This is a genomic window from Lacrimispora struthionigena (assembly GCF_048627165.1).
Classification (GTDB): Bacteria; Bacillota; Clostridia; order Lachnospirales; family Lachnospiraceae; genus Lacrimispora.
Window position 1 is genome coordinate 41,843 of record NZ_JBMBWP010000001.1, and the last position, 21,294, is coordinate 63,136.

Below are 21,294 nucleotides of genomic sequence, written 5' to 3' on the forward strand. Positions count from 1 at the left end.
GAAGGCATGAAAATGGGTCATCTGACAGCCCGTGATGCGTACTTAAATTTAAGTGACCGCATTAACTGGTTTACACAAGGGGCGCCTGAGTCGGAGACGCTTTATAAAATTCTTCAGGTTTTGTATTCGGAGAAAGAAGCAAAATGGGTGGCACTGCTGCCGGTACGGCCGTTTACGGTGAAAAAGGCAGCTAAAATCTGGGAGACAACGGAGCTGAAAGCAGAACGGCTATTAAACCATCTCTGTGAAAAAGCCCTTCTGGTGGATTCTTATCATAATGGAATCCGGAAGTTTGTTATGCCGCCTCCCATGGCTGGTTTTATTGAATTTGCCCTGATGAGGACAAGAGGAGATATTGACCAGAAATACTTAAGCGAGCTTTACTATCAATACATGAATGTAGAAGAGGACTTTATAAAGGACTTATTTTTTGCTACAGAAACAAAACTAGGAAGAGTCTATGTACAGGAACCTGTGCTGATGACGGATAAAACCAACCATATTCTGGATTATGAACGGGCTTCCTACATCGTTAAGGAGGCGGATTACATCGGACTGGGGCTTTGCTACTGCCGTCATAAGATGTCCCATGCCGGTCATCCCTGTGAAATCAATGCTCCCTGGGATGTGTGCCTGACCTTTGACAATGTTGCCCGTTCTCTGGCAGAACATGGGGATTATACAAGACTGGTTTCCAAAGAGGAAGCCATGGATGCACTGGAACGGTCCTATGCCAGCAATCTGGTGCAGATCGGAGAAAATGTCCGGGAGCACCCGGCGTTTATCTGCAACTGCTGCGGATGCTGTTGTGAAGCACTTCAGGCAGCCAGAAAATTCAGTCCCATGCAGCCCGTTGCGACTACCAATTACATTCCCCATATATCCGGGGAAACTTGTGTGGGATGCGGCAAATGTGAGAAGGCATGCCCCATTCTGGCAATCTCCATGGAAACCGATGAGCATGGAAAGAGAAAAGCTGTAGTGGATGAGGAAATCTGCCTTGGCTGCGGTGTATGCGCCAGAAACTGCAGTGTAAAAGCGATCAAACTGGAAAAAAGGGCAAAACAGATTATCACGCCGGTGAACAGTACCCATCGCTTTGTGCTCCAGGCCATTGAAAAGGGAACTCTGCAGAATCTTATATTTGATAATCAGGCATTTGCCAGCCACCGTGCTATGGCAGCGCTTTTTGGAACGATTTTAAAGCTTTCTCCGCTAAAGCAGGCAATGGCTAGCAAACAGCTGAAATCCATTTATTTAGACAGGCTTTTGTCCCTCTATAAAAGAAAACCGGTGGAAGAAAGCCCAAAAGGGAGTAAAAGCCTTTCTTAACCAGCAGGAAGAAAGGGAAAGTGGTAACGTGTTTGACAAATTGACAGAAATTGATATTGAAAAAATGAAACAGGAAATAGAACACCGCAAACTGGTGGTTCGCAGGGAAGCCCTGGAAGCGGTTAAGGAAGCAAGAGCCCATGGAGATTTAAGCGAAAACTTTGAATATCATGCAGCCAAAAAGGATAAAAATCAGAACGAAAGCAGAATCCGTTATCTGGAAAAAATGATTAAGACGGCTCAAATTATTACTGACAATTCCAAAGAAGATGAAATCGGGCTTTATAATACCGTGGATCTGTATTTTGAAGATGATGATGAGGTGGAGACCTATAAACTGGTGACAACCGTCCGTGGAAATTCCATAAAGGGTTTAATCAGTTCTGAGTCACCACTTGGCAGCGCTATTCTGGGACATAAAGTGGGAGACCGTATTTATGTTAAGGTAAATGATAAAACAGGCTACTACGTAGAGGTGAAACGTCTGGAGAAAACTAAGGATGATGGAAGCGATCAGTTGAGAAGCTACTAATCCGTTAAAGGAAGGCTTACTAGATGAAAGATATGACAAAAGGCAATATTTCCTCCCAGCTGATACGTTTCTCCATTCCTCTGGTTCTGGGTAATTTATTTCAGCTGACTTACAATGCGGTGGATTCCATTATAGTCGGGCGTTATGCGGGAGAAGATGCCCTTGCTGCAGTGGGAACGGCAAACCCTGTTATGAGCATTGTAATTTTAGGAATTACAGGAATCTGCATCGGAGCATCGGTGCTGATGAGTGAATTCTTCGGAGCAGGTGATGAAAAAAGGCTGAAAGAAGAGGTTTCTACCATACTTATTTTTGGGTGTTTCTTTTCACTCATTATTGCTACACTGGGATTTATGGCGTCCAGGGGGATCTTAAGGCTGCTTCGGGTCCCAGATCAGATTTTGGAAGCTTCAGCCATGTATTTGCGGATTATATTTCTTGGAATGCCTTTTACGTTTTTTTATAATGCGGTGGCATCTGCACTAAGAAGTGTGGGAGATTCCAAAACTCCGGTTCGGTTTCTGGCTGCGGCTTCTGTATTAAACGGACTGTTAGATGTGGTGTTTGTAGCATGGTTTCATATGGATGTGATCGGAGCAGCGGTTGCTACGGTTATTGCAGAGGCGGTATCTGCCGGGCTTTGTATTCTATACATATATAGAAAGGTTCCACTTCTCAGAGTGGGCAGGAAGGAAATTCGGCTGGACAAAGAGTTATTAAACCTGACGCTAAGACAGGGAGCAATTACGGCGCTGCAGCAATCCTGCCAACCCATCGGCAAGCTTCTGATTCAGGGGATGATCAATCCTCTTGGAGTCAGTACCATTGCAGCATTCAATGCGGTAAACAGAGTGGATGATTTTGCGTTTACGCCGGAGCAGAGTATTTCCAGCGGGATCATGACCTTTGTAGCCCAGAACAGAGGGGCAAAAAACAGCAGCCGGATCAGGAAGGGATTTCGTGCAGGACTTATGATTGAGGCAGGATACTGGGTTTTCATCTGCATACTAATCCTTATCATAAAAGAGCCTGTGATGAAGCTGTTTGTATCAGAGAATGATACGGGAATGGTTGGCATCGGTGTACAATATCTGGGGCTGATGGCATTTTTCTACCTCATGCCTGCGTTTACCAATGGGATTCAGGGATTTTTCAGGGGTATGGGGAATATGTCCATTACGTTGATCTCAACTCTGATCCAGATTTCTGTGCGGGTGGTATTCGTATCTCTTCTCGTCCCTGTGATGGGAATGAAGGGAGTTGCATATGCCAGCCTCATCGGCTGGGCCTGCATGCTTCTTGCAGAAGTACCTTATTATTTTTGGTTTAAAAATAGAAATGAATTACTACAGGAGAGTGACAGATGATAAAAAACATAGTATTCGATATGGGAAAAGTACTGGTTGATTATGAAGGACATAAGGTTGGCGCAGTATTTATGGAGGATGAAGCGGAACGAAAGGAAGTCTGCACATCGGTTTTCGATTCCCAGGAATGGCTGTTGCTTGATATGGGTCTGATATCTGAGGAGGATGCCTTAAAGAGAATGCAGTCCCGTCTGTCCACAGACCACGCAAAGGAAATGGCAGAGCTCTGCCTGAAACACTGGCATGAATATAATATGTATCCTGTAAAAGAGATGGGAGAACTTGTGCGGGAGTTAAAGGAACAGGGGTATGGGATCTATTTATGTTCCAATGCATCTCTCCGCCTGTTGACTTATACGACTATTATACCGGGAATCGAGTATTTTGATGGAGTTCTCTTTTCTGCAGAAGTAAAATGCATGAAGCCGCAAAAGGAGATGTACGGGCATCTCTTTCAACGGTTTCATCTAAAACCGGAGGAATGCTTTTTTATTGATGACCTGCTTATGAATGTGGAAGGTGCAAGGGAATGCGGTATGGAAGGTTACTGCTTTGCTGACAGAAATATTGAAGCACTGAAGGAATGTCTGAGTAAATTAAATGATTAATAAAAAAGCCAAAGGGTCAGGGAGCAGAAACTCCCTGATTTTTTTGTAATAAAATAAAAAGCAAATTGTCGAAAAATAGCGAAAAAACCACCAAAAGTTACATGCAGACTACTATTTCTTACATGATACGTCATATTGTGACAAAATAGTGTATAATTAATCCGATAGCGAATCCAAAAGACAAACAAGAAACAGGGGGATGAATCGATATGAACAGCAGCTAGGAAAATCAATCAGAACTAAATACTTGGGACATTATGAGTGGAAGAAGGACAGTATGAAAAAGTCTTGCGGACATCGTTACAAATTCAGACTTGAGAAACGAAAGGAATAGATATTAGAATGAATATTAATATGAGAAAAATCAAAACTAAATTCGGAGCTTTCTGCTTAGCAGTGGGAATTGCAGCTGGAGCCACCTTTACACCAATTACAGCTTATGCTGGTGACCCTGCAACACAACTGGATGGGAAGCTAAGCACATTCCATCAGGGTGATGCCAATGACTGTGGAGCAGTTTCTGCCATACAGGCACTGGATAACAGCAAATATGGAAGAAAAATTTTTAGAAAAATGATTACAGATAATTATAATGGAACTTATACACTTAATTTTGGTTCCGGAAGACAAACGGTATCGGAAATGGATGTTGAGAACGCATACATAGAAGGGGACCTGGATGCCAGAGTAATTGAAGCCGGTTTACAGCAGGCTATGAATGTTTATAACAGTTGTTTTGCCTGTGATGTATTTACAACGATGACCGGATTCAGACAAAGAACATACTGGTCCACAAATAAAACAGAAATTATGAATATCATGGCTGCAAAGTGTCAGAATGGAGAAGGAATTACAGCGGCCTGTGATTTTAATATAGCAGATCCAGGCAGAGGAATTATTGGCGATGGCGGTCATTCCTATTCCATTAAGAGTGTAAATAAAAATACTGTAGTGGTAATAAATCCATGGGATACTTCTGTTTTAATCAGTATGCCAAGAAGTCAGTTTGAAAAATCCATACGGTATATGACGTATGTAGATGATGCAGCAAAAAATGTTGTGGTTTATTGGGAATAAGCTATAAGCTTAATCAAACAGGAGCCCGGGAGATAAATTTTTCTCCCAGGCTCCTGTTTTCTGTTTTATGATTTTGAAGCCATTTTATAAATTTCCAGAACATCCTGCCAGTACAGCTTTTTCAGACCGCCAAGTGGGTGCTCCACCCCATAAGCCTCTCCGGTTGATTTTTTAGCCATCAGCTCTAAATTGGTGCTGTCAATACCCAGCTCCTCAAGTGTTGTGGGAAGACCCATTTTCACAAAGAACTGAGACAGGCGGTTGATTCCTTCCAGTACGATGGAATCAGGATCCCGAAAGCTTCCTTCTACACCCATAACGTTAACAGCAAACTGGACAAACATGTTGATGTTTGTTTTATAAACATATTTCATCCAGGCGGGAGTAAGGACTGCCAGTCCTGCACCGTGAGCCACATCGTATATTGCACTCAGCTCATGTTCCATACCGTGGCATGCCCAGTCCTGTCTGCGACCAAGCCCCAGTAGATCGTTGTGGGCAATGGTGCCGCCCAGTCCCACCTGGCACCAGGCGTCGTAGTCCTTTGGATTTTCTGAAACCAGAAGAGCATGTCTCATAATTGATTTTAACGTGGTTTCACAGAGACCGTCTGTCAGATCCGTATTCAGAGTATTGGTAAAATAACGCTCAAATATATGGCTCATCATATCAGCCACACCGTTGGCAATCTGGTTTTTCGGAAGAGTAAAGAAAAACTCGGGATTCATTACACTTAAGACCGGACGGACCAGATCGCTTCCATATCCCAGTTTCATCTGCTTTTCTTCGTTGGTAATAACCGTACTGTTGCTGGATTCGCTTCCTGCAGCCGGAATGGTCAAAATCGTAGCAACCGGAAGGGCAGCAGTAATGGCTTTACCCTGTTCATATACGTCCCAGACGTCTCCCTCATAGCAAACCCCGATGGCGATCGCCTTTGCAGAGTCAATCACGCTTCCGCCGCCAACTGCCAGAATTAAGTCAATACCCTGGTCTTTGCATAGTCTGATGCCTTCATAAACAAGTGACAGCCGTGGATTCGGTACGACTCCTCCCAGCTCAGCAAATTCAATACCATTTTCTTTTAAAGACTGGACAACGGTATCATACAGACCGTTCTTTTTGATTCTGTCCCCGCTGTAATGCAAAAGTACCTTTTTTGCATAAGGAGCAAGAAGGCTTCCGATTTCCTTATGGGAGTCTTTTCCAAAGCAGATGCGGGTAGGAATGTGAAAATCAAAATTTAACATGGTAATACCCCTCTTTTCTATACATTATTTAAAAATCTGTGGTATCCGGGTTGGTGGAATATCCGCAGCAGCCCTTTAAGCCGGCTATGATGGATACATCTTCGGCTGTAAGCTCAAAATCAAATACATGGGCATTTTCTTCAATCCGCTCTTTTGTGACGGACTTGGGCAAAGGAAGAAAGCCCATCTGTAAGCTCCATCTCACACATATCTGTGCAATGGATTTCCCATATTTCTCTGACAGTGCAATCATTTCCGGAACTTCAAATATTTTTCCAGATCCCAGAGGACTGTAAGCTTCTACCAGTATATTGTGTTCCTTTAAGTAAGAAACCAGCTCATCCTGGGTATCACCCGGGCAAAGTCGGATCTGGTTTACCATTGGTGCAATTTTTGCTGTCTTCATAAGTTCTTCTAAGTGATGAATCCGGAAATTGCTGACACCGATGGAACGGATACGGCCCGCCTCATACAGTTCTTCAAATGCTTTCCATGTGCCGGCATTGGCTTCCTGCCAGTTGGCACGGGTTTTAATGGGATTGGGCCAATGAATTAAGTATAAGTCTAAGTAATCCAGATCTAAGTTTTTCATGGTCGCCTCAAAGGCATTCAGTGTTTGCTGATATCCATGTTCAGGGTTTTGCAGCTTGCTGGTAACAAAGATCTCTTCTCTTGGAACACCGCTTTCCTTAATTCCGGTTCCAACGCTTTCCTCATTGTAATAGAGTGCAGCAGTATCGATGTGACGGTAGCCAGTCTTAAGAGCCTGCTTTACTGCATTGACTGCAGTTTCTCCATTTTGTGCTTTCCAGGTGCCAAAGCCGATACAGGGGATTTTCACACCATTAGCCAGTATATAGTTGTCTGATAAAGATTTCATTCAGGTACCTCCTTGTTGATTTCGCTTGATCACAGGATCAAACTATTGTATAGTAAGTATTGTAAACCTTAACGTTAACTTTAAGTCAAGAGACAGATTGGAAAATCTGCGGGAAAAGGATAAAAATGAATTACACCATAAAACAGGTATCAGAAAAGACACATTTAAAGCCACACGTTCTCCGGTATTATGAACGGGAAGGGCTTCTTCCATTCGTAGACAGAAGTGAAAGCGGAATCCGCCGTTATTCCGAGGAGGACTTAGAGTGGCTGTCTTTAATCTGCTGTCTGAAAAACACAGGGATGGCGATCAAACAGATCAGGGAATTTGTGGAGCTGAGCCTACAGGGGAAAGAGACGTTAAAAGAACGGTGTTCCATGCTGATAGCCCACAAAAAGGAAGTAGAGGATCAGATTGCCGGACTTAAGAAGTACTTATGCAAGGTGGATCATAAGATCACGTATTTCACTGATCAGTACGAGAAGTATTTAGATGAAAAAAGTGAGATTGGAGCAGTCAGTCATGGTACGGATTAAAATAGATGATATGGATCTGGGTCAGATTGCGAAATCAGGGCAGTGCTTTCGCATGGAACAACTGGAGCAGGGGATCTGGTCTGTTACGGCTGGAGCGCAATACATAGAAGCGGTGAAAGAAGGGGAAGAGTTTCTTTTTTCCTGTGAAGAGGAAGAATTTCAAAAGATATGGTCCCATTATTTTGATTTGGAAGGGGATTACTGCGGATATAAGAAGCAGGTACCGGAAGAGGACTCTTATTTACGGGAAGCTATCCGGTGCGGCTGGGGAGTGAGGATTCTTCGCCAGGATTTATGGGAGATGCTGGTTACATTTCTAATATCCCAGAATAATAATATCCCACGGATTAAGGGGAGTGTGAGGGAATTATGCAACCGGTTTGGAGAGGAAAAGAAGGGAAGAGGCCTGGTAATGTCTTCTGCTGGAACATGGGATGAGGTTACCAGAAGCTTTAAGACGTTTCCTACGCCTGAATCCATTGCCTCCGCCGGCCTTCCAGGTTTGTCTGATCTGGGGCTGGGATACCGGGATAAGTATATTCTTCATATCGCTCAGTGCTGCAGCGGACCGGATGGAGAGATGTGGTTGTCCGAATTAAAGAAAGCGGATTACGAGAATTCTCATGCAACACTTTTAACACAGTATGGGATTGGTAAGAAGGTGGCAGATTGTGTCTGCCTGTTCGGACTTCACCATGTAGGTGCTTTCCCGGTAGATACCCATGTGAAGCAGATAATAACCACATATTATCCCAATGGTTTCCCGCTTAACCGGTATGAGGGATATGCAGGAATCCTGCAGCAATATATGTTTTACCATAAAATCAACCGGTTGGCGGCTGAATAAATCACCTCTTTATGACGGACAGTCTGGGCATGGAATGCTCCAGGCTGTTCTTGTCTTTTCTATTGTCGAAATAATTCATACTTTTATCACACAATAAACAAAGTTAAATCACACAATCTTCACAATTCCCTTTTACCCTAAGTAAGGACACGATTATGAAAATAGAACAGGAGGAGAGAGAGTTGATTGAAGTCAAAAACCTGGTAAAAGATTACGGCGGGCATCTGGCTGTGGATCATTTAAACTTTACCATTCAGGATGGCAAGATCTATGGTTTTCTGGGGCCCAACGGAGCAGGAAAATCCACTACAATGAATATTATAACCGGTTACATAGGTGCGACCGAGGGTGATGTGTGGATTAATGGCCATAACATTTTAGAGGATCCGGAGGAGGCAAAAAGGTGCATTGGTTATCTGCCGGAGCTACCCCCTCTTTACGTCGATATGACAGTAAAGGAACAGCTTGATTTTGCTGCAGAATTAAAGAAAATACCGAAAAAAGACAGGGAAGAGGAAGTCCTTAAAGTAATGAACTTAGCGAAGCTTACTGATGTAAGCGGACGCCTGATTCGTAACCTCTCCAAAGGCTACAGACAAAGAGTAGGGCTTGCCCAGGCAGTTCTGGGCTTCCCTCCGGTTATTATTTTAGATGAGCCAACCGTGGGATTAGATCCAAAACAGATCATAGAAATACGGGATACCATAAGAGAACTGGGTCAGAAGCATACGGTTATTCTAAGTTCCCATATTCTATCCGAAGTAAGCGCAGTCTGCGATCATGTACTGATTATAGACCGGGGACGGCTGATTGCCAGCGACACACCGGAAAACCTAGAGCGCCAGATGGCAGATGCTTCCGGTATGGAACTGCTGATAAAGGGAGAAGAAGTTCAGATCCGTGCTATTCTTGACACCATTCCCCAGGCAGCTGACGTAACCGTGAAAGAAAGTGGAGAAGAGGCAGTAAAAAAGGTAACGTTCCGCTTGGCTGGGACTGGGGAAGAAGGAGTGGATATCAGGGAAATCATCTTCTTTGCTTTTGCAGATAACCGACTCCCCATTCTTTCCATGCATGTAAACAAGGCTTCGCTGGAAGAAGTATTCTTAGAGCTGACGGCAGATGCAGAATCTGAAGATGGTCAGGAAGAAATTCAAAAAGAAATTCAGGAAGATGGAGAACTGAATGCAGATATGGAATCAGAAAACACAGATGCAGAAAATAAGAGTGATGGAGAGGAGGAATTATAATGGCTGCTGTTTATAGAAGAGAGCTGAAATCTTACTTCCAGTCCATGACCGGATATGTATTTATAGCATTTATGGTGCTGTTTATCGGAATTTACTTCATGGCGTACAACATGATGAGCGGATATCCGTATTTTTCCTATACCTTATCAGGAATGGTAACCATCATTATGATCGGAATTCCGGTTCTGACCATGAGAAGTTTCGCAGATGACAGAAAGACTAAGACCGATCAGCTATTGTTAACTTCTCCAGTCTCCGTGGGGAAAATAGTACTGGGAAAATATCTTTCCATGGTTACCGTATTTGCAGTTCCGGTTGTTTTGTCCTGCCTTTGCCCGCTGATTATTAAGATGAACGGAACTGCCCATCTGAAGGCAGACTATGCGGCAATTCTGGCGTTTTTCTTACTGGGATGTGTTTATATTGCCATTGGTATGTTTATTTCTTCCCTTACAGAGAGCCAGATCATTGCTGCAGTAGGAACCTTTGGCATCATTCTTCTCCTGCTTTTGTGGCCCAATCTGGTGGGATTTTTACCAACTACTGCACTGGGATCCCTGATTGGATTTTTCCTGCTCTGGTCTCTGGCAGTGCTGATTGTTAACCGGATCACCAGCCATACCGGCCTTGCAGTAATTTTAGAAGCAGTTGGGATCATAGTTATGGTTGGATTATACTTAATCAAAAAAGGTTTGTTTGACCGGGCACTGACAAATGTGATGGAAAAGGTTGCAATCACCGGTGTATTCCAGAACTTTGCTACTCATTATATTTTTGATCTGGGCGGTTTGGTTACCTATATCAGCATAATCTTCCTGCTGGTATTCCTGACTGTGCAGTCCATAGAGAAACGCAGATGGAGTTAGGAGGATGGAAATGACCAGAAAATTAAAAAAAGGCGGCTATACTGCAATCCTTTCCGTGATTGTCATAGCTGCGGTAATTATACTCAATTTGATTGTGGGACGTCTTCCCGAAAAGGTGCGGCAATGGGATATGAGCAGCAGCCAGATCTACACCCTGGGAGGAACCACCAGTGACTTAATCAAAGCACTGGATAAGGATGTAACCATTTATGTGGTAGGAGATCCTGCAAGTGTGGATAAACGGATTACCAGCTTTTTAAAACGTTACGAGGATTTATCAAACCATGTTAAGGTGGAAACCGTGGATTCTGTACTTCACCCGGAACAGGTGAAAAAGCTGAATGCTACAGATGGCACAATTCTTGTAAGCTGCGAATCTACCAATAAAACCCAATCCATTCCATTTACCGATATTATAAAAATGGATGAGTCCTCTTATTACTATTACGGGCAGGCAAAAGAGACTGCGTTTGACGGAGAAGGTCAGGTGACAGGAGCGATTTCTCATGTGACCAGCAATGTTTCCAAAACCATCTATGTCACAGAGGGACATGGAGAAGCGGCATTTGGAGCTACGGTAACCGATATGCTGGGTAAATCCAATTTAACGGTTAACAGCATTAATCTTTTAAAAGACGGGAAGATTCCTGAGGGCTGCGAACTTCTTCTTATGAATGCTCCCGCTTCCGATCTTGCCAATGATGAGAAGACCATGATCTCCGATTATCTGGACAAAGGCGGCCACGTGTTAATCATTGCCGGATATTCAGAAAAAGAGCGTCCCAACCTTACTTCTGTCATGAGCGCATATGGACTGAACCTGGAAAATGGTATGGCTGCAGATACCAAGAACTTTTATCAGAACAATCCTTACTACATTTTCCCGACCATAGAGTCTGGCAGTGAAGTGACTAACGGTGTGGATATAAAGAGTGCAGCACTGGTACTCCAGTCAGGTGCATTTACTCAGGCTGAAAATCTGCCGGAGGGAGTCAATGTAACTCCGTTTATGCAGACCAGTGACGCGGGAATGCTGGTTACTCCCGATTCCCAGAAGAAAGGAACCTATATTCTGGGAGCTGTTTCAGAAAAGAAGCTGGATACGGGTTCAGCCCGCCTGACTGTATTTTCAACCCCATCCCTGATTGATGAAAGTTTAAATACCAGTTTTACCAACTTAAGTAACCTGACTCTGTTTATGAACGCAGTGACTTCTAATTTTGAAGACGTAGCCAATGTTTCCATCCCTTCCAAGAGTCTTGACGTGACCTATAATACGGTGACACATGGCGGTATGTGGGGAATCCTGTTTATCTTAATTATTCCTGCGGCGTCCCTTGGCTGCGGACTTATGATCTGGTTAAAGCGCAGACGTCTGTAGAAGGAGGCAGGACTTATGAAGAAAAAAAACGGACTGATATTTGGGGCTGCCGCGTTAGTGGTACTCTGTGCAGTGTATGTGGGAGTGGGGCAGTACATGGACCGATCCCAGAAAAAAACGGAAAATCAGAAAGAGGCGTCCAAAGTTTATATGACCGACTTTTCTGAAATTCAGTCAGTTTCTTATGACCGGGATGGCAATGAGATCTCCTTTACAAAAAAGGATGGAAAATGGATCTACGACCAGGATGAGAAATTTCCGGTGATGCAGACCAAAATGGACGGGATTGCTTCCACTGTCTCTAAGCTGGAAGCAGTGAGAAAACTGGAAGACGGAGATGGATTTAGTGCATATGGACTGGATCAGCCCATCCGTACCATTACAGTCACTGGTGCAGACAATAAAAAGTCAGTAATCCTCCTTGGAAATGCTACTCCGGACGGGGATTACTATGCTGCAATTCAGGGAGAGGATACCCCTTATCTCATCGGTTCTTCCCTTTATACGGAGACAGACAGCAGTCTTAGTGACTTTATGGCTCTGGAAGAATTCCCGGCAATTGCCGGAACCGATATTACAGGCATTACTGTGATGAAGGCAGACAGCAGGAAACAGTTTGTAAAGAAAAAGCTGGACGATGAGAAAGGAACCATTGAGTGGTATAAGGACTCTGCAGATTCCCCGGAAAATAAGGTAGATGACAATTCGCCATTAAATGTACTGGCTGATTCCCTTGCAGGCCTGAAGGTGAAAAGCTGTCCAAACTATAATGTAACGGATTCCCAGTTAAAGGATTATGGTCTTGATCAGCCTTCTGCCGTTATTTCTTATACTTATAACAAAAATGGAAAGGATGAGACATTCCAGCTTTCAGTAGGAAGTCTTAATGAGGATTCAAGCTGCTACTATACAAGAACAGAAAATTCTCCCTTTGTAAATGAGATAGATAAGGCATCGGTTGATAAATGTCTGACTGTCAATGAGGAAATCAGTAAATAAGCAAATGACAAAACAGGAAAAGAGCAGTTTCGGTCTAAAATTCCGGGACTGCTTTTTCCTGTTTTCTCTTCTTTTATAACCGTTAATTATAGTATCAATTCCTTTCTCATATATGTTTTCCAGTAAAAATATTTTATTTTAGTTGAAAAATCCTGACAAATGTTCTATTATGAGAAGAAATATATCAGCAGATTACAGTGACACAGAGGGAGAGTACAAATGAACTATAACATTGCAGTAATCCCTGGCGACGGGATAGGGCCTGAAATCATTGGAGAGGCGAGAAAGATATTAGATAAGGTTGGGGCAGTTTATCACCACCTGTTTGATTATACAGAAGTCTTAATGGGAGGGATATCCATTGATACTTACGGCGTCCCATTAACGGACGAAGCGTTAGAAACAGCAAAAAAAAGCGACTCCGTTCTCCTTGGTGCAGTCGGGGGGAATGTGGGAAATTCAAAATGGTACGATGTGGCACCGAATCTGAGACCTGAAGCGGGGCTGCTAGCCATCCGTAAAGGTCTTAATTTATTTGCAAATATCCGCCCAGCCTATCTCTATAAAGAACTTGCTGATGCCTGTCCTTTAAAAAAAGAGATTATCGGTGACGGTTTTGATATGGTCATCATGAGAGAACTCACGGGGGGACTCTACTTCGGAGACCGTTACACCAAAGAGGTGGACGGTGTGATGACTGCAGTGGATACTCTTACCTATAATGAGAATGAGATCCGCAGAATTGCAGTAAAGGCGTTTGATATTGCCATGAAGCGGAAAAAGCAGGTCATCAGTGTAGATAAGGCCAATGTACTGGACTCCTCCAGACTATGGAGAAAAGTGGTGGAAGAGGTGGCTCAGGATTATCCGGAAGTGACACTCAATCACATGCTGGTAGACAACTGTGCCATGCAGCTGGTGATGAATCCGGGACAGTTTGATGTAATTCTTACGGAGAACATGTTCGGGGATATATTATCCGATGAAGCCAGCATGATTACAGGATCCATCGGAATGCTCTCCTCAGCCAGTATGAATGAAAGCAAATTTGGTATGTATGAACCAAGCCACGGTTCTGCACCTGATATCGCAGGAAAAAATATTGCAAATCCAATTGCAACCATTCTATCCGCAGCCATGATGCTTCGTTATTCCTTTGATTTAGACAGGGAAGCAGATGCTGTGGAAGCAGCCGTGGAGCAGGTTTTAAAAGAAGGATACCGGACCGGAGACATTTACTCCGATGGATTTAAAAAGGTGTCTACAACAGAAATGGGTGATTTAATCGCAGAACGGATTATTTAGCTCGTTTGCCACCCAACAATTTAAAATTTGTAAATAGCCGGAAGCGGATAAAACATCTGATTTTATACGCTCCCGGATTTCCATATAATCAGAAAGTTATGAAAAAAGAAAAGGAGTGTGCAGCAGATGAAAAGTGATTCAGTTAAAAAAGGTATGCAGCAGGCACCTCATCGTTCCCTTTTTAATGCACTGGGAATGACAGAGGAAGAGATGGAAAGGCCTTTAATTGGTATTGTCAGTTCCTATAATGAAATTGTACCAGGCCATATGAATCTGGATAAAATAGTCGATGCCGTCAAAATGGGAGTTGCCATGGCGGGCGGAACACCGGTCATGGTTCCCGCCATTGCAGTCTGTGACGGAATTGCCATGGGTCATATTGGCATGAAGTATTCACTGGTCACCAGGGATTTAGTTGCAGACTCCACGGAATGTCTTGCAAGAGCCCATGCCTTTGATGCTCTGGTTATGGTACCCAATTGTGATAAAAATGTTCCCGGACTTTTAATGGCAGCAGCGCGCATTAACATACCTACAGTGTTCGTCAGTGGCGGACCAATGTTGGCTGGACGTGTGCAGGGCCATAAGACCAGCCTTTCCAGCATGTTTGAAGCAGTGGGAGCTTATACTGCAGGTAAGATGACGGAAGAGGATGTAAAGGAATATGAGCAGAAAGCATGTCCGACCTGCGGTTCCTGTTCTGGTATGTATACGGCTAACAGTATGAACTGTTTAACAGAGGTTCTGGGAATGGGCTTAAAGGGAAATGGAACCATTCCGGCCGTTTACTCCGAGCGTTTGAAGCTTGCAAAACATGCAGGTATGGCGGTTATGGAGCTGTTAAAGAAAAATATATGTCCACGTGATATTATGAGTGAGAAGGCATTTAGAAATGCGCTTACCATGGATATGGCTCTTGGATGCAGCACCAACAGTATGCTTCATCTTCCGGCTATCGCCCATGAAGCAGGCGTAGACTTAAATCTGGAGCTCGCCAATGAGATCAGTGCAAAAACTCCAAACCTTTGTCACCTTGCTCCGGCTGGCCCTACTTATATAGAAGATTTAAACGAGGCAGGCGGCATTTATGCAGTCATGAATGAGATCAGCAAACTGGGACTTTTAGAACTGGACTGCATTACGGCAACTGGAAAAACAGTGGGAGAAAACATTAAGGGCTGTGTAAATAAAGATGCGGAAGTTATTCGCCCCGTGGAAAATCCCTATAGCAGCACTGGCGGAATCGCCATATTAAAAGGAAATTTAGCACCGGACAGTGCGGTTGTAAAACGTTCTGCCGTTGCTCCTGAAATGTTAAAACACGAAGGTCCTGCTAGAGTCTTTGACTGTGAAGAGGACGCCATTGAAGCAATCAAGGGCGGAAAGATCGTTGCAGGAGACGTGGTAGTAATCCGATATGAAGGTCCAAAAGGCGGACCTGGAATGAGAGAGATGTTAAACCCAACCTCAGCCATTGCTGGTATGGGACTTGGTTCCACCGTAGCGCTTATCACAGACGGACGGTTCAGCGGTGCTTCCAGAGGAGCTTCCATCGGCCATACCTGTCCAGAGGCAGCTGTGGGCGGACCCATCGCACTGGTGGAGGAAGGCGACATCATATCCATTGATATTGACAACCACAGACTGGATGTAAATGTATCTGACGAAGAGATGGCAGCAAGAAAGGAAAAATGGCAGCCAAGGAAGCCGCAGGTTACTTCCGGATATCTGGCAAGATATGCGGCAATGGCAGCCCCGGCAAGCCGTGGGGCAATCCTGGAAATATAAAGAAAAGGAGCAGCTTATGAAGACAATAACTGGAGCAGAGATCGTAATCGAGTGCTTGAAGGAACAGGGCGTGGATACCGTTTTCGGATATCCGGGCGGCACCATTTTAAATATATATGATGCTCTTTATAAGCATCAGGATGAGATCACCCATATACTTACCTCCCATGAACAGGGAGCTGCCCATGCAGCGGACGGATATGCGAGAGCAACCGGAAGAGTAGGGGTATGTCTGGCGACCTCAGGCCCGGGGGCAACCAACCTGGTAACCGGAATTGCTACTGCATTTATGGATTCCGTGCCCATGGTAGCCATTACCTGCAACGTAGCAGTTGGCCTCCTTGGCAGAGACTCCTTTCAGGAGATTGACATTGCCGGCGTTACCATGCCAATAACAAAATATAATTTCATTGTAAAAGACATCAGTAAACTGGCGGATACCATTCGCAGGGCATTTAAGATTGCCCAGACTGGCAGACCAGGACCTGTATTAATTGATATAACAAAGGACGTGACTGCCAGCAATTACGAATATGAACAGAAGGAACCGGAGCCAATTATCCGTCAGGAAGATACCATATTGGAAGAGGATTTAGAGCAGGCACTGCAGCTGATCCGCAAATCACAAAAGCCCTACATTTTTGTAGGCGGAGGCGCAGTCATTGCCAATGCGTCTGATGAGCTTGCAGCATTTGCCCATAAGATTCAGGCACCGGTTGCAGACAGTCTGATGGGCAAAGGAGCTTTTGACGGAACAGATGAGCTCTATACCGGAATGGTTGGTATGCACGGCACCAAGACATCTAATTTTGGTATTACCGAATGCGATCTTTTAATCGTAATCGGAGCCAGATTCAGTGACCGTGTAACCGGCAATGCCTCCCGTTTTGCAAGAAATGCAAAGATTCTGCATTTTGATGTGGATCCGGCTGAGATCAATAAAAATGTAAAGGCTTATGCCAGTGTAATTGGTGATGTGAAATCCATTTTAAGGAAATTAAACGCAAGACTGGATCCCATTAATCATGAGGAATGGGTTGCTCATATCGACCGCCTGAAGGATATGTATCCCATGCGCTATGAGAAGAGTATTCTGACCGGTCCCTATATTATAGAAAAGATCTATGAGGTGACAAAAGGAGATGCCATTATCACCACAGAGGTAGGGCAGCATCAGATGTGGGCAGCACAGTTTTATCAGTATAAAAAGCCCAGAAGCTTTATCACCTCAGGAGGGCTTGGCACTATGGGATATGGTCTTGGTGCTTCCCTTGGTGCTAAGATGGGCTGTAAGGACAAAACAGTTATCAATGTGGCAGGAGACGGGTGTTTCCGTATGAATTTAAACGAGATTGCTACTGCGACCCGTTATAACATCCCGATTATCCAGGTTGTATTAAACAATCATGTACTGGGTATGGTGCGTCAGTGGCAGACTCTGTTCTATGGAAAGAGGTATTCACATACAGTTCTTAATGACCAGGTTGATTTTGTTAAGATAGCAGAAGGAATGGGAGCAAAGGCTTACCGGGTTACCGGTAAAGAAGAGTTTGAAGAAGTCTTAAAAGAAGCCATTGCCCTTAATGTTCCTGTTGTTATAGATTGTCAGATTCATTGCGATGACAAGGTATTCCCTATGGTTTCACCGGGAGCCCCCATCGAGGATGCTTTTGACGAAGAAGATTTAAAGATCTAACATCAGTAAGGAAAGGGATAAGAGTCCCGAATTTGAGGAGGAAGAGATATGAGCAGAGTGTACAATTTTTCTGCAGGACCTGCCGTCCTGCCGGAAGAAGTCTTGAAAGAAGCAGCAGATGAGATGATGGATTATAAGGGAACCGGAATGTCGGTGATGGAAATGAGTCACCGATCCAAGGCTTATGAGACCATCATCAATGAAGCCGAAGCTGATTTAAGAGACTTATTGTCAATTCCGGATAATTACAAGGTGCTGTTTTTACAGGGCGGAGCGTCCCAGCAGTTTGCCATGGTTCCCATGAATTTATTTCAGAATGGGGTTGGAGATTATATCATCACCGGACAATGGGCAAAGAAAGCGTACCAGGAGGCAAAACTTTATGGTACAGCCAATGCAGTAGCTTCCAGTGCTGATAAAACATTCAGTTATATACCGGATGTTTCCGATCTTCCTATCTCAGAAGATGCGGATTACGTATATATCTGTGAAAATAACACCATTTACGGAACAAAATTTAAAACACTGCCTGACACGAAAGGTAAAATACTGGTAGCAGACCTCTCCTCCTGCTTCTTATCGGAACCTGTCGATGTGAGTAAGTATGGACTTATTTTCGCCGGAGCCCAGAAAAATGTGGGGCCGGCCGGTGTTGTGATTGCCATTATCCGGGAAGATTTAATCCGGGAGGACGTTTTAAAAGAGACACCTACCATGCTTCGTTATAAGACTCACGCAGATGCAAAATCCCTTTATAATACACCGCCTGCCTATGGAATCTATATCTGCGGCAAGGTATTTAAGTGGTTAAAGAACTTAGGCGGACTGGAAGCAATGAAAAAGATTAATGAAAAGAAAGCAGCAATTCTTTATGATTTTCTGGATCAGAGTAAGATGTTTCACGGCACTGTGGTTAAGAAGGACCGTTCTCTTATGAATGTACCTTTTGTTACCGGCAATGAAGAACTGGATGCCTTATTTGTGAAAGAGTCAAAAGCTGCGGGATTTGAGAATTTAAAAGGTCACAGATCCGTAGGCGGTATGCGTGCCAGCATTTATAACGCCATGCCTTTAGAAGGAGTGGAGAAGCTGGTTTCCTTTATGAGAGACTTTGAAGAAAAACATACAGCACAGGCAGACTGAAAGGAGATCACAGCCATGAAAAAAATTCATTGCCTTAATGCGATTTCTACATATGGAACCGCATTATTAACAGAAGAATATGAGCTTACAAATCAGATGGAAGGTGCAGATGGTGTGCTTGTCAGAAGTGCTTCCATGCATGAGATGGCACTCCCCGACGGGCTTCTTGCAATTGCAAGAGCAGGAGCAGGTGTCAATAACATTCCTTTAGAGGCGTGTGCTGCAGAGGGAATCGTGGTATTTAATACACCAGGAGCCAATGCAAACGGTGTAAAGGAGCTGGTGATCGCAGGTCTGATGCTGGCTTCCCGTGATATTGAAGGCGGAATCCGCTGGTGTAAGGAAAATCAGGAAGATGAAAACATCTCCAAATCTGCGGAAAAAGCCAAAAGTGCATTTGCCGGATGCGAAATCAGAGGCAAAAAGCTTGGAGTCATTGGTCTTGGTGCCATCGGTGCAGAGGTTGCCAATGCCTGTTCTTCCCTTGGAATGGATGTGTACGGATATGACCCCTTCATCTCAGTTAACGCTGCCTGGAGACTTTCAAGAAATGTAAAACATATTACTGCCGTGGAAACAATTTATAAAGAGTGTGATTACATTACCCTCCATGTGCCGTTAGTGGATGCAACAAAGGGAATGATCAATAAAGCAGCCTTCGATAATATGAAGGATGGAGCAGTCATTCTCAATTTTGCCAGAGACATTCTGGTAAATGAGGCGGATATGGCTGAAGCATTAAAGTCTGGTAAGATTAAAAAATACGTAACTGATTTCCCAAATCCAACTTCAGTACATATGGAAGGCGCCATCGTCATTCCTCATCTTGGGGCTTCTACAGAGGAATCAGAAGATAACTGTGCCAAGATGGCAGTGGAAGAGATCATGGATTATATCGACAATGGTAATATCCGTAATTCTGTAAATTTCCCAGCATGTGATATGGGAATCTGCAACGCTGCAAGCCGTATTGCAGTTCTGCATTTAAATATCCCTAATATGATCGGTCAGATTACAGGAACGCTGGCAGCCGGTGATGTGAATATCTCCGACATGACTAATAAGAGCCGTGAAAAGTATGCATATACTCTCCTTGATCTGGAGAATGTACCGGATGCCGTAAGCATTCAGAAACTGAATGCCATCAAAGGCGTAATACGGGTCAGAGTAATCAAATAGGGGAGAAATCATGGCAATTGTAAAACCATTTCAATGTGTAAGACCGAATAAGGAAGAGGCCAGCCTGGTGGCGGCCCTTCCTTACGACGTATATAACCGGAAAGAAGCCTGTGAGATAACGGCTGAGAATCCAAAATCATTTTTAAATATTGACCGGCCGGAAACACAATTTTCACAGGATACAGATATATACGATGACCGCGTTTATGATAAGGCGGCAGCCATGCTGAAAGACTGGATCAAAGATGGAACCTTTGAGCTGGACGGAACAAATGCGTATTATATTTATGAGCTGATTATGGAAGGAAGAAGCCAGACCGGAATTGTGGCCTGTTCATCCATTGACGATTATATAAATGGTGTGATTAAAAAGCACGAGAATACCAGGGAGGAAAAGGAACTGGACAGAATCCGTCATGTGGATACCACAGATGCCCAGACTGGACCCATTTTCCTGGCGTACCGTTCCGTTTTAGACATTAACCGGCTGGTGGAAGAAAAAAAGAAGACAGAGCCGCTTTATGATTTTACCGCAGATGACGGAATCAGTCATAAAGTATGGAAAATCGCAGATCCCCAAACCGTGGGAATGATTGAAGAAAGTTTTCTGCAAATCCCAGCTACCTATATCGCTGACGGTCATCACCGTGCTGCGTCTGCTGTAAAAGTAGGCTTAAAGAGACGGGAAGAGACCACCGGGTATACGGGAGATGAGGAATTTAATTTCTTCCTGTCCGTACTCTTTCCCGATGACCAGCTGATGATTCTTCCTTATAACCGTGTGGTAAAGGATTTAAACGGATTATCCCAGGAAGCGTTCCTTACGGAACTATCCAACGGATTTACCGTTACTTCTGTAGGAGAAGAAGCTTATGGTCCATCTGAAAAGGGAACCTTCGGAATGTATTTAAATAAAACATGGTATTGCTTAAAGGCAAAGGCTGGGTTAATGAGCGAGGATCCGGTAAAAGGTCTTGACGTATCTATTTTACAGGACAATCTCTTAGGCCCCATTTTGGGGATTGGAGATCCGAGAATTGATAAGCGGGTCGATTTTATCGGAGGAATCCGTGGATTAAAGGAACTGGAAAAACGCTGTGAAGAAGATATGACAGTGGCGTTTTCCATGTATCCCACCTCAATTGGAGAACTCTTCTCCGTTGCGGATGCAGGGCTTTTAATGCCTCCAAAATCAACCTGGTTTGAACCCAAATTAAGAAGCGGGCTGTTTATTCATATGCTGAAATAGAAAACACCG

General features: G+C 44.0%; 19 protein-coding genes. 17 read left to right on the plus strand and 2 right to left on the minus strand.

Annotated features, from left to right (window positions below; all coding sequences use genetic code 11):
* The first annotated feature begins 12 nt into the window (after positions 1–12).
* The 5 genes from ACOAOT_RS00225 to ACOAOT_RS00245 all read left to right on the plus strand — a co-directional run bounded on the left by ACOAOT_RS00225 (position 13) and on the right by ACOAOT_RS00245 (position 4,916).
* Positions 13–1,332, plus strand: a complete 1,320-nt coding sequence (locus ACOAOT_RS00225) for a 4Fe-4S dicluster domain-containing protein (protein ID WP_420215101.1) — start codon at positions 13–15, stop codon at positions 1,330–1,332.
* 28 nt (positions 1,333–1,360) lie between these two features.
* Positions 1,361–1,864, plus strand: a complete 504-nt coding sequence (locus tag ACOAOT_RS00230; protein ID WP_420215102.1) for a GreA/GreB family elongation factor — start codon at positions 1,361–1,363, stop codon at positions 1,862–1,864.
* 23 nt (positions 1,865–1,887) lie between these two features.
* Complete coding sequence (locus ACOAOT_RS00235; protein WP_420215103.1) at positions 1,888–3,231, plus strand: MATE family efflux transporter; 1,344 nt, start codon at positions 1,888–1,890, stop codon at positions 3,229–3,231.
* Entirely contained in the window at positions 3,228–3,839 is a 612-nt protein-coding gene (locus ACOAOT_RS00240) for an HAD family hydrolase (protein ID WP_420215104.1), read from the plus strand. The genes ACOAOT_RS00235 and ACOAOT_RS00240 overlap by 4 nt, the downstream gene beginning before the upstream one ends.
* 354 nt (positions 3,840–4,193) lie before the next feature.
* A complete protein-coding gene (locus tag ACOAOT_RS00245; protein WP_420215105.1) occupies positions 4,194–4,916 on the plus strand; it encodes a hypothetical protein in 723 nt (240 codons plus the stop codon).
* A 65-nt stretch (positions 4,917–4,981) separates the two neighbouring features.
* Here the strand turns inward: ACOAOT_RS00245 and ACOAOT_RS00250 are convergent, their stop codons facing one another.
* Together ACOAOT_RS00250 and ACOAOT_RS00255 are read right to left on the minus strand one after the other, a co-directional pair.
* On the minus strand, positions 4,982–6,166 hold the full coding sequence (locus ACOAOT_RS00250; protein ID WP_420215106.1) for an iron-containing alcohol dehydrogenase: 1,185 nt from the start codon (positions 6,164–6,166) through the stop codon (positions 4,982–4,984).
* Positions 6,167–6,194: 28 nt separating this feature from the next.
* Positions 6,195–7,046, minus strand: coding sequence for an aldo/keto reductase (locus tag ACOAOT_RS00255; RefSeq protein ID WP_420215107.1), 852 nt, complete (start codon positions 7,044–7,046; stop codon positions 6,195–6,197).
* 125 nt (positions 7,047–7,171) lie between these two features.
* Between ACOAOT_RS00255 and ACOAOT_RS00260 the strand changes: the two genes are divergently transcribed.
* The 12 genes from ACOAOT_RS00260 (at position 7,172) to ACOAOT_RS00315 (ending at position 21,285) form a co-directional block, all read left to right on the plus strand.
* Complete coding sequence (locus ACOAOT_RS00260; RefSeq protein ID WP_170820951.1) at positions 7,172–7,582, plus strand: MerR family transcriptional regulator; 411 nt, start codon at positions 7,172–7,174, stop codon at positions 7,580–7,582.
* On the plus strand, positions 7,539–8,429 hold the full coding sequence (locus ACOAOT_RS00265; RefSeq protein WP_420215108.1) for a DNA-3-methyladenine glycosylase family protein: 891 nt from the start codon (positions 7,539–7,541) through the stop codon (positions 8,427–8,429). The genes ACOAOT_RS00260 and ACOAOT_RS00265 overlap by 44 nt, the downstream gene beginning before the upstream one ends.
* A gap of 182 nt (positions 8,430–8,611) precedes the next feature.
* Positions 8,612–9,679 carry an ABC transporter ATP-binding protein gene (locus tag ACOAOT_RS00270; protein WP_420215109.1) on the plus strand — a complete coding sequence of 356 codons (1,068 nt, stop codon included), beginning with the start codon at positions 8,612–8,614 and terminating at the stop codon, positions 9,677–9,679.
* Positions 9,679–10,545, plus strand: a complete 867-nt coding sequence (locus ACOAOT_RS00275) for an ABC transporter permease subunit (RefSeq protein ID WP_420215110.1) — start codon at positions 9,679–9,681, stop codon at positions 10,543–10,545. Before ACOAOT_RS00270 ends, ACOAOT_RS00275 begins: the two co-directional genes overlap by 1 nt.
* A 10-nt stretch (positions 10,546–10,555) precedes the next feature.
* Positions 10,556–11,926 (plus strand): Gldg family protein, encoded by a 1,371-nt coding sequence (locus ACOAOT_RS00280; protein ID WP_420215111.1) that lies wholly within the window; start codon positions 10,556–10,558, stop codon positions 11,924–11,926.
* A 15-nt stretch (positions 11,927–11,941) separates the two neighbouring features.
* A complete protein-coding gene (locus tag ACOAOT_RS00285; RefSeq protein WP_420215112.1) occupies positions 11,942–12,925 on the plus strand; it encodes a DUF4340 domain-containing protein in 984 nt (327 codons plus the stop codon).
* Between the two features lie 219 nt (positions 12,926–13,144).
* Positions 13,145–14,230, plus strand: coding sequence for a 3-isopropylmalate dehydrogenase (gene leuB / locus ACOAOT_RS00290; protein ID WP_104438331.1), 1,086 nt, complete (start codon positions 13,145–13,147; stop codon positions 14,228–14,230).
* A 126-nt stretch (positions 14,231–14,356) separates the two neighbouring features.
* On the plus strand, positions 14,357–16,018 hold the full coding sequence (ilvD, locus tag ACOAOT_RS00295; RefSeq protein WP_420215113.1) for a dihydroxy-acid dehydratase: 1,662 nt from the start codon (positions 14,357–14,359) through the stop codon (positions 16,016–16,018).
* A gap of 16 nt (positions 16,019–16,034) precedes the next feature.
* A complete protein-coding gene (gene ilvB, locus ACOAOT_RS00300; RefSeq protein WP_420215114.1) occupies positions 16,035–17,714 on the plus strand; it encodes a biosynthetic-type acetolactate synthase large subunit in 1,680 nt (559 codons plus the stop codon).
* A 48-nt stretch (positions 17,715–17,762) separates the two neighbouring features.
* On the plus strand, positions 17,763–18,857 hold the full coding sequence (gene serC, locus ACOAOT_RS00305; protein WP_420215115.1) for a 3-phosphoserine/phosphohydroxythreonine transaminase: 1,095 nt from the start codon (positions 17,763–17,765) through the stop codon (positions 18,855–18,857).
* A 15-nt stretch (positions 18,858–18,872) separates the two neighbouring features.
* Positions 18,873–20,036 (plus strand): phosphoglycerate dehydrogenase, encoded by a 1,164-nt coding sequence (locus ACOAOT_RS00310; protein ID WP_420215116.1) that lies wholly within the window; start codon positions 18,873–18,875, stop codon positions 20,034–20,036.
* Between the two features lie 10 nt (positions 20,037–20,046).
* Positions 20,047–21,285, plus strand: coding sequence for a DUF1015 domain-containing protein (locus ACOAOT_RS00315; RefSeq protein WP_420215117.1), 1,239 nt, complete (start codon positions 20,047–20,049; stop codon positions 21,283–21,285).
* Positions 21,286–21,294 lie beyond the last annotated feature (9 nt).

Bases quoted from the DNA above. Each gene is read 5' to 3' on its own strand.
- ACOAOT_RS00225 (WP_420215101.1), top strand. From the start codon at position 13: ATGGGTCATCTGACAGCCCGTGATGCGTACTTAAATTTAAGTGACCGC.
- ACOAOT_RS00235 (WP_420215103.1), top strand. From the start codon at position 1,888: ATGAAAGATATGACAAAAGGCAATATTTCCTCCCAGCTGATACGTTTC.
- ACOAOT_RS00240 (WP_420215104.1), top strand. From the start codon at position 3,228: ATGATAAAAAACATAGTATTCGATATGGGAAAAGTACTGGTTGATTAT.
- ACOAOT_RS00245 (WP_420215105.1), top strand. From the start codon at position 4,194: ATGAGAAAAATCAAAACTAAATTCGGAGCTTTCTGCTTAGCAGTGGGA.
- ACOAOT_RS00250 (WP_420215106.1), bottom strand. From the start codon at position 6,166: ATGTTAAATTTTGATTTTCACATTCCTACCCGCATCTGCTTTGGAAAA.
- ACOAOT_RS00255 (WP_420215107.1), bottom strand. From the start codon at position 7,046: ATGAAATCTTTATCAGACAACTATATACTGGCTAATGGTGTGAAAATC.
- ACOAOT_RS00260 (WP_170820951.1), top strand. From the start codon at position 7,172: ATGAATTACACCATAAAACAGGTATCAGAAAAGACACATTTAAAGCCA.
- ACOAOT_RS00265 (WP_420215108.1), top strand. From the start codon at position 7,539: ATGAAAAAAGTGAGATTGGAGCAGTCAGTCATGGTACGGATTAAAATA.
- ACOAOT_RS00275 (WP_420215110.1), top strand. From the start codon at position 9,679: ATGGCTGCTGTTTATAGAAGAGAGCTGAAATCTTACTTCCAGTCCATG.
- ACOAOT_RS00280 (WP_420215111.1), top strand. From the start codon at position 10,556: ATGACCAGAAAATTAAAAAAAGGCGGCTATACTGCAATCCTTTCCGTG.
- ACOAOT_RS00285 (WP_420215112.1), top strand. From the start codon at position 11,942: ATGAAGAAAAAAAACGGACTGATATTTGGGGCTGCCGCGTTAGTGGTA.
- leuB (WP_104438331.1), top strand. From the start codon at position 13,145: ATGAACTATAACATTGCAGTAATCCCTGGCGACGGGATAGGGCCTGAA.
- ilvD (WP_420215113.1), top strand. From the start codon at position 14,357: ATGAAAAGTGATTCAGTTAAAAAAGGTATGCAGCAGGCACCTCATCGT.
- ilvB (WP_420215114.1), top strand. From the start codon at position 16,035: ATGAAGACAATAACTGGAGCAGAGATCGTAATCGAGTGCTTGAAGGAA.
- serC (WP_420215115.1), top strand. From the start codon at position 17,763: ATGAGCAGAGTGTACAATTTTTCTGCAGGACCTGCCGTCCTGCCGGAA.
- ACOAOT_RS00310 (WP_420215116.1), top strand. From the start codon at position 18,873: ATGAAAAAAATTCATTGCCTTAATGCGATTTCTACATATGGAACCGCA.
- ACOAOT_RS00315 (WP_420215117.1), top strand. From the start codon at position 20,047: ATGGCAATTGTAAAACCATTTCAATGTGTAAGACCGAATAAGGAAGAG.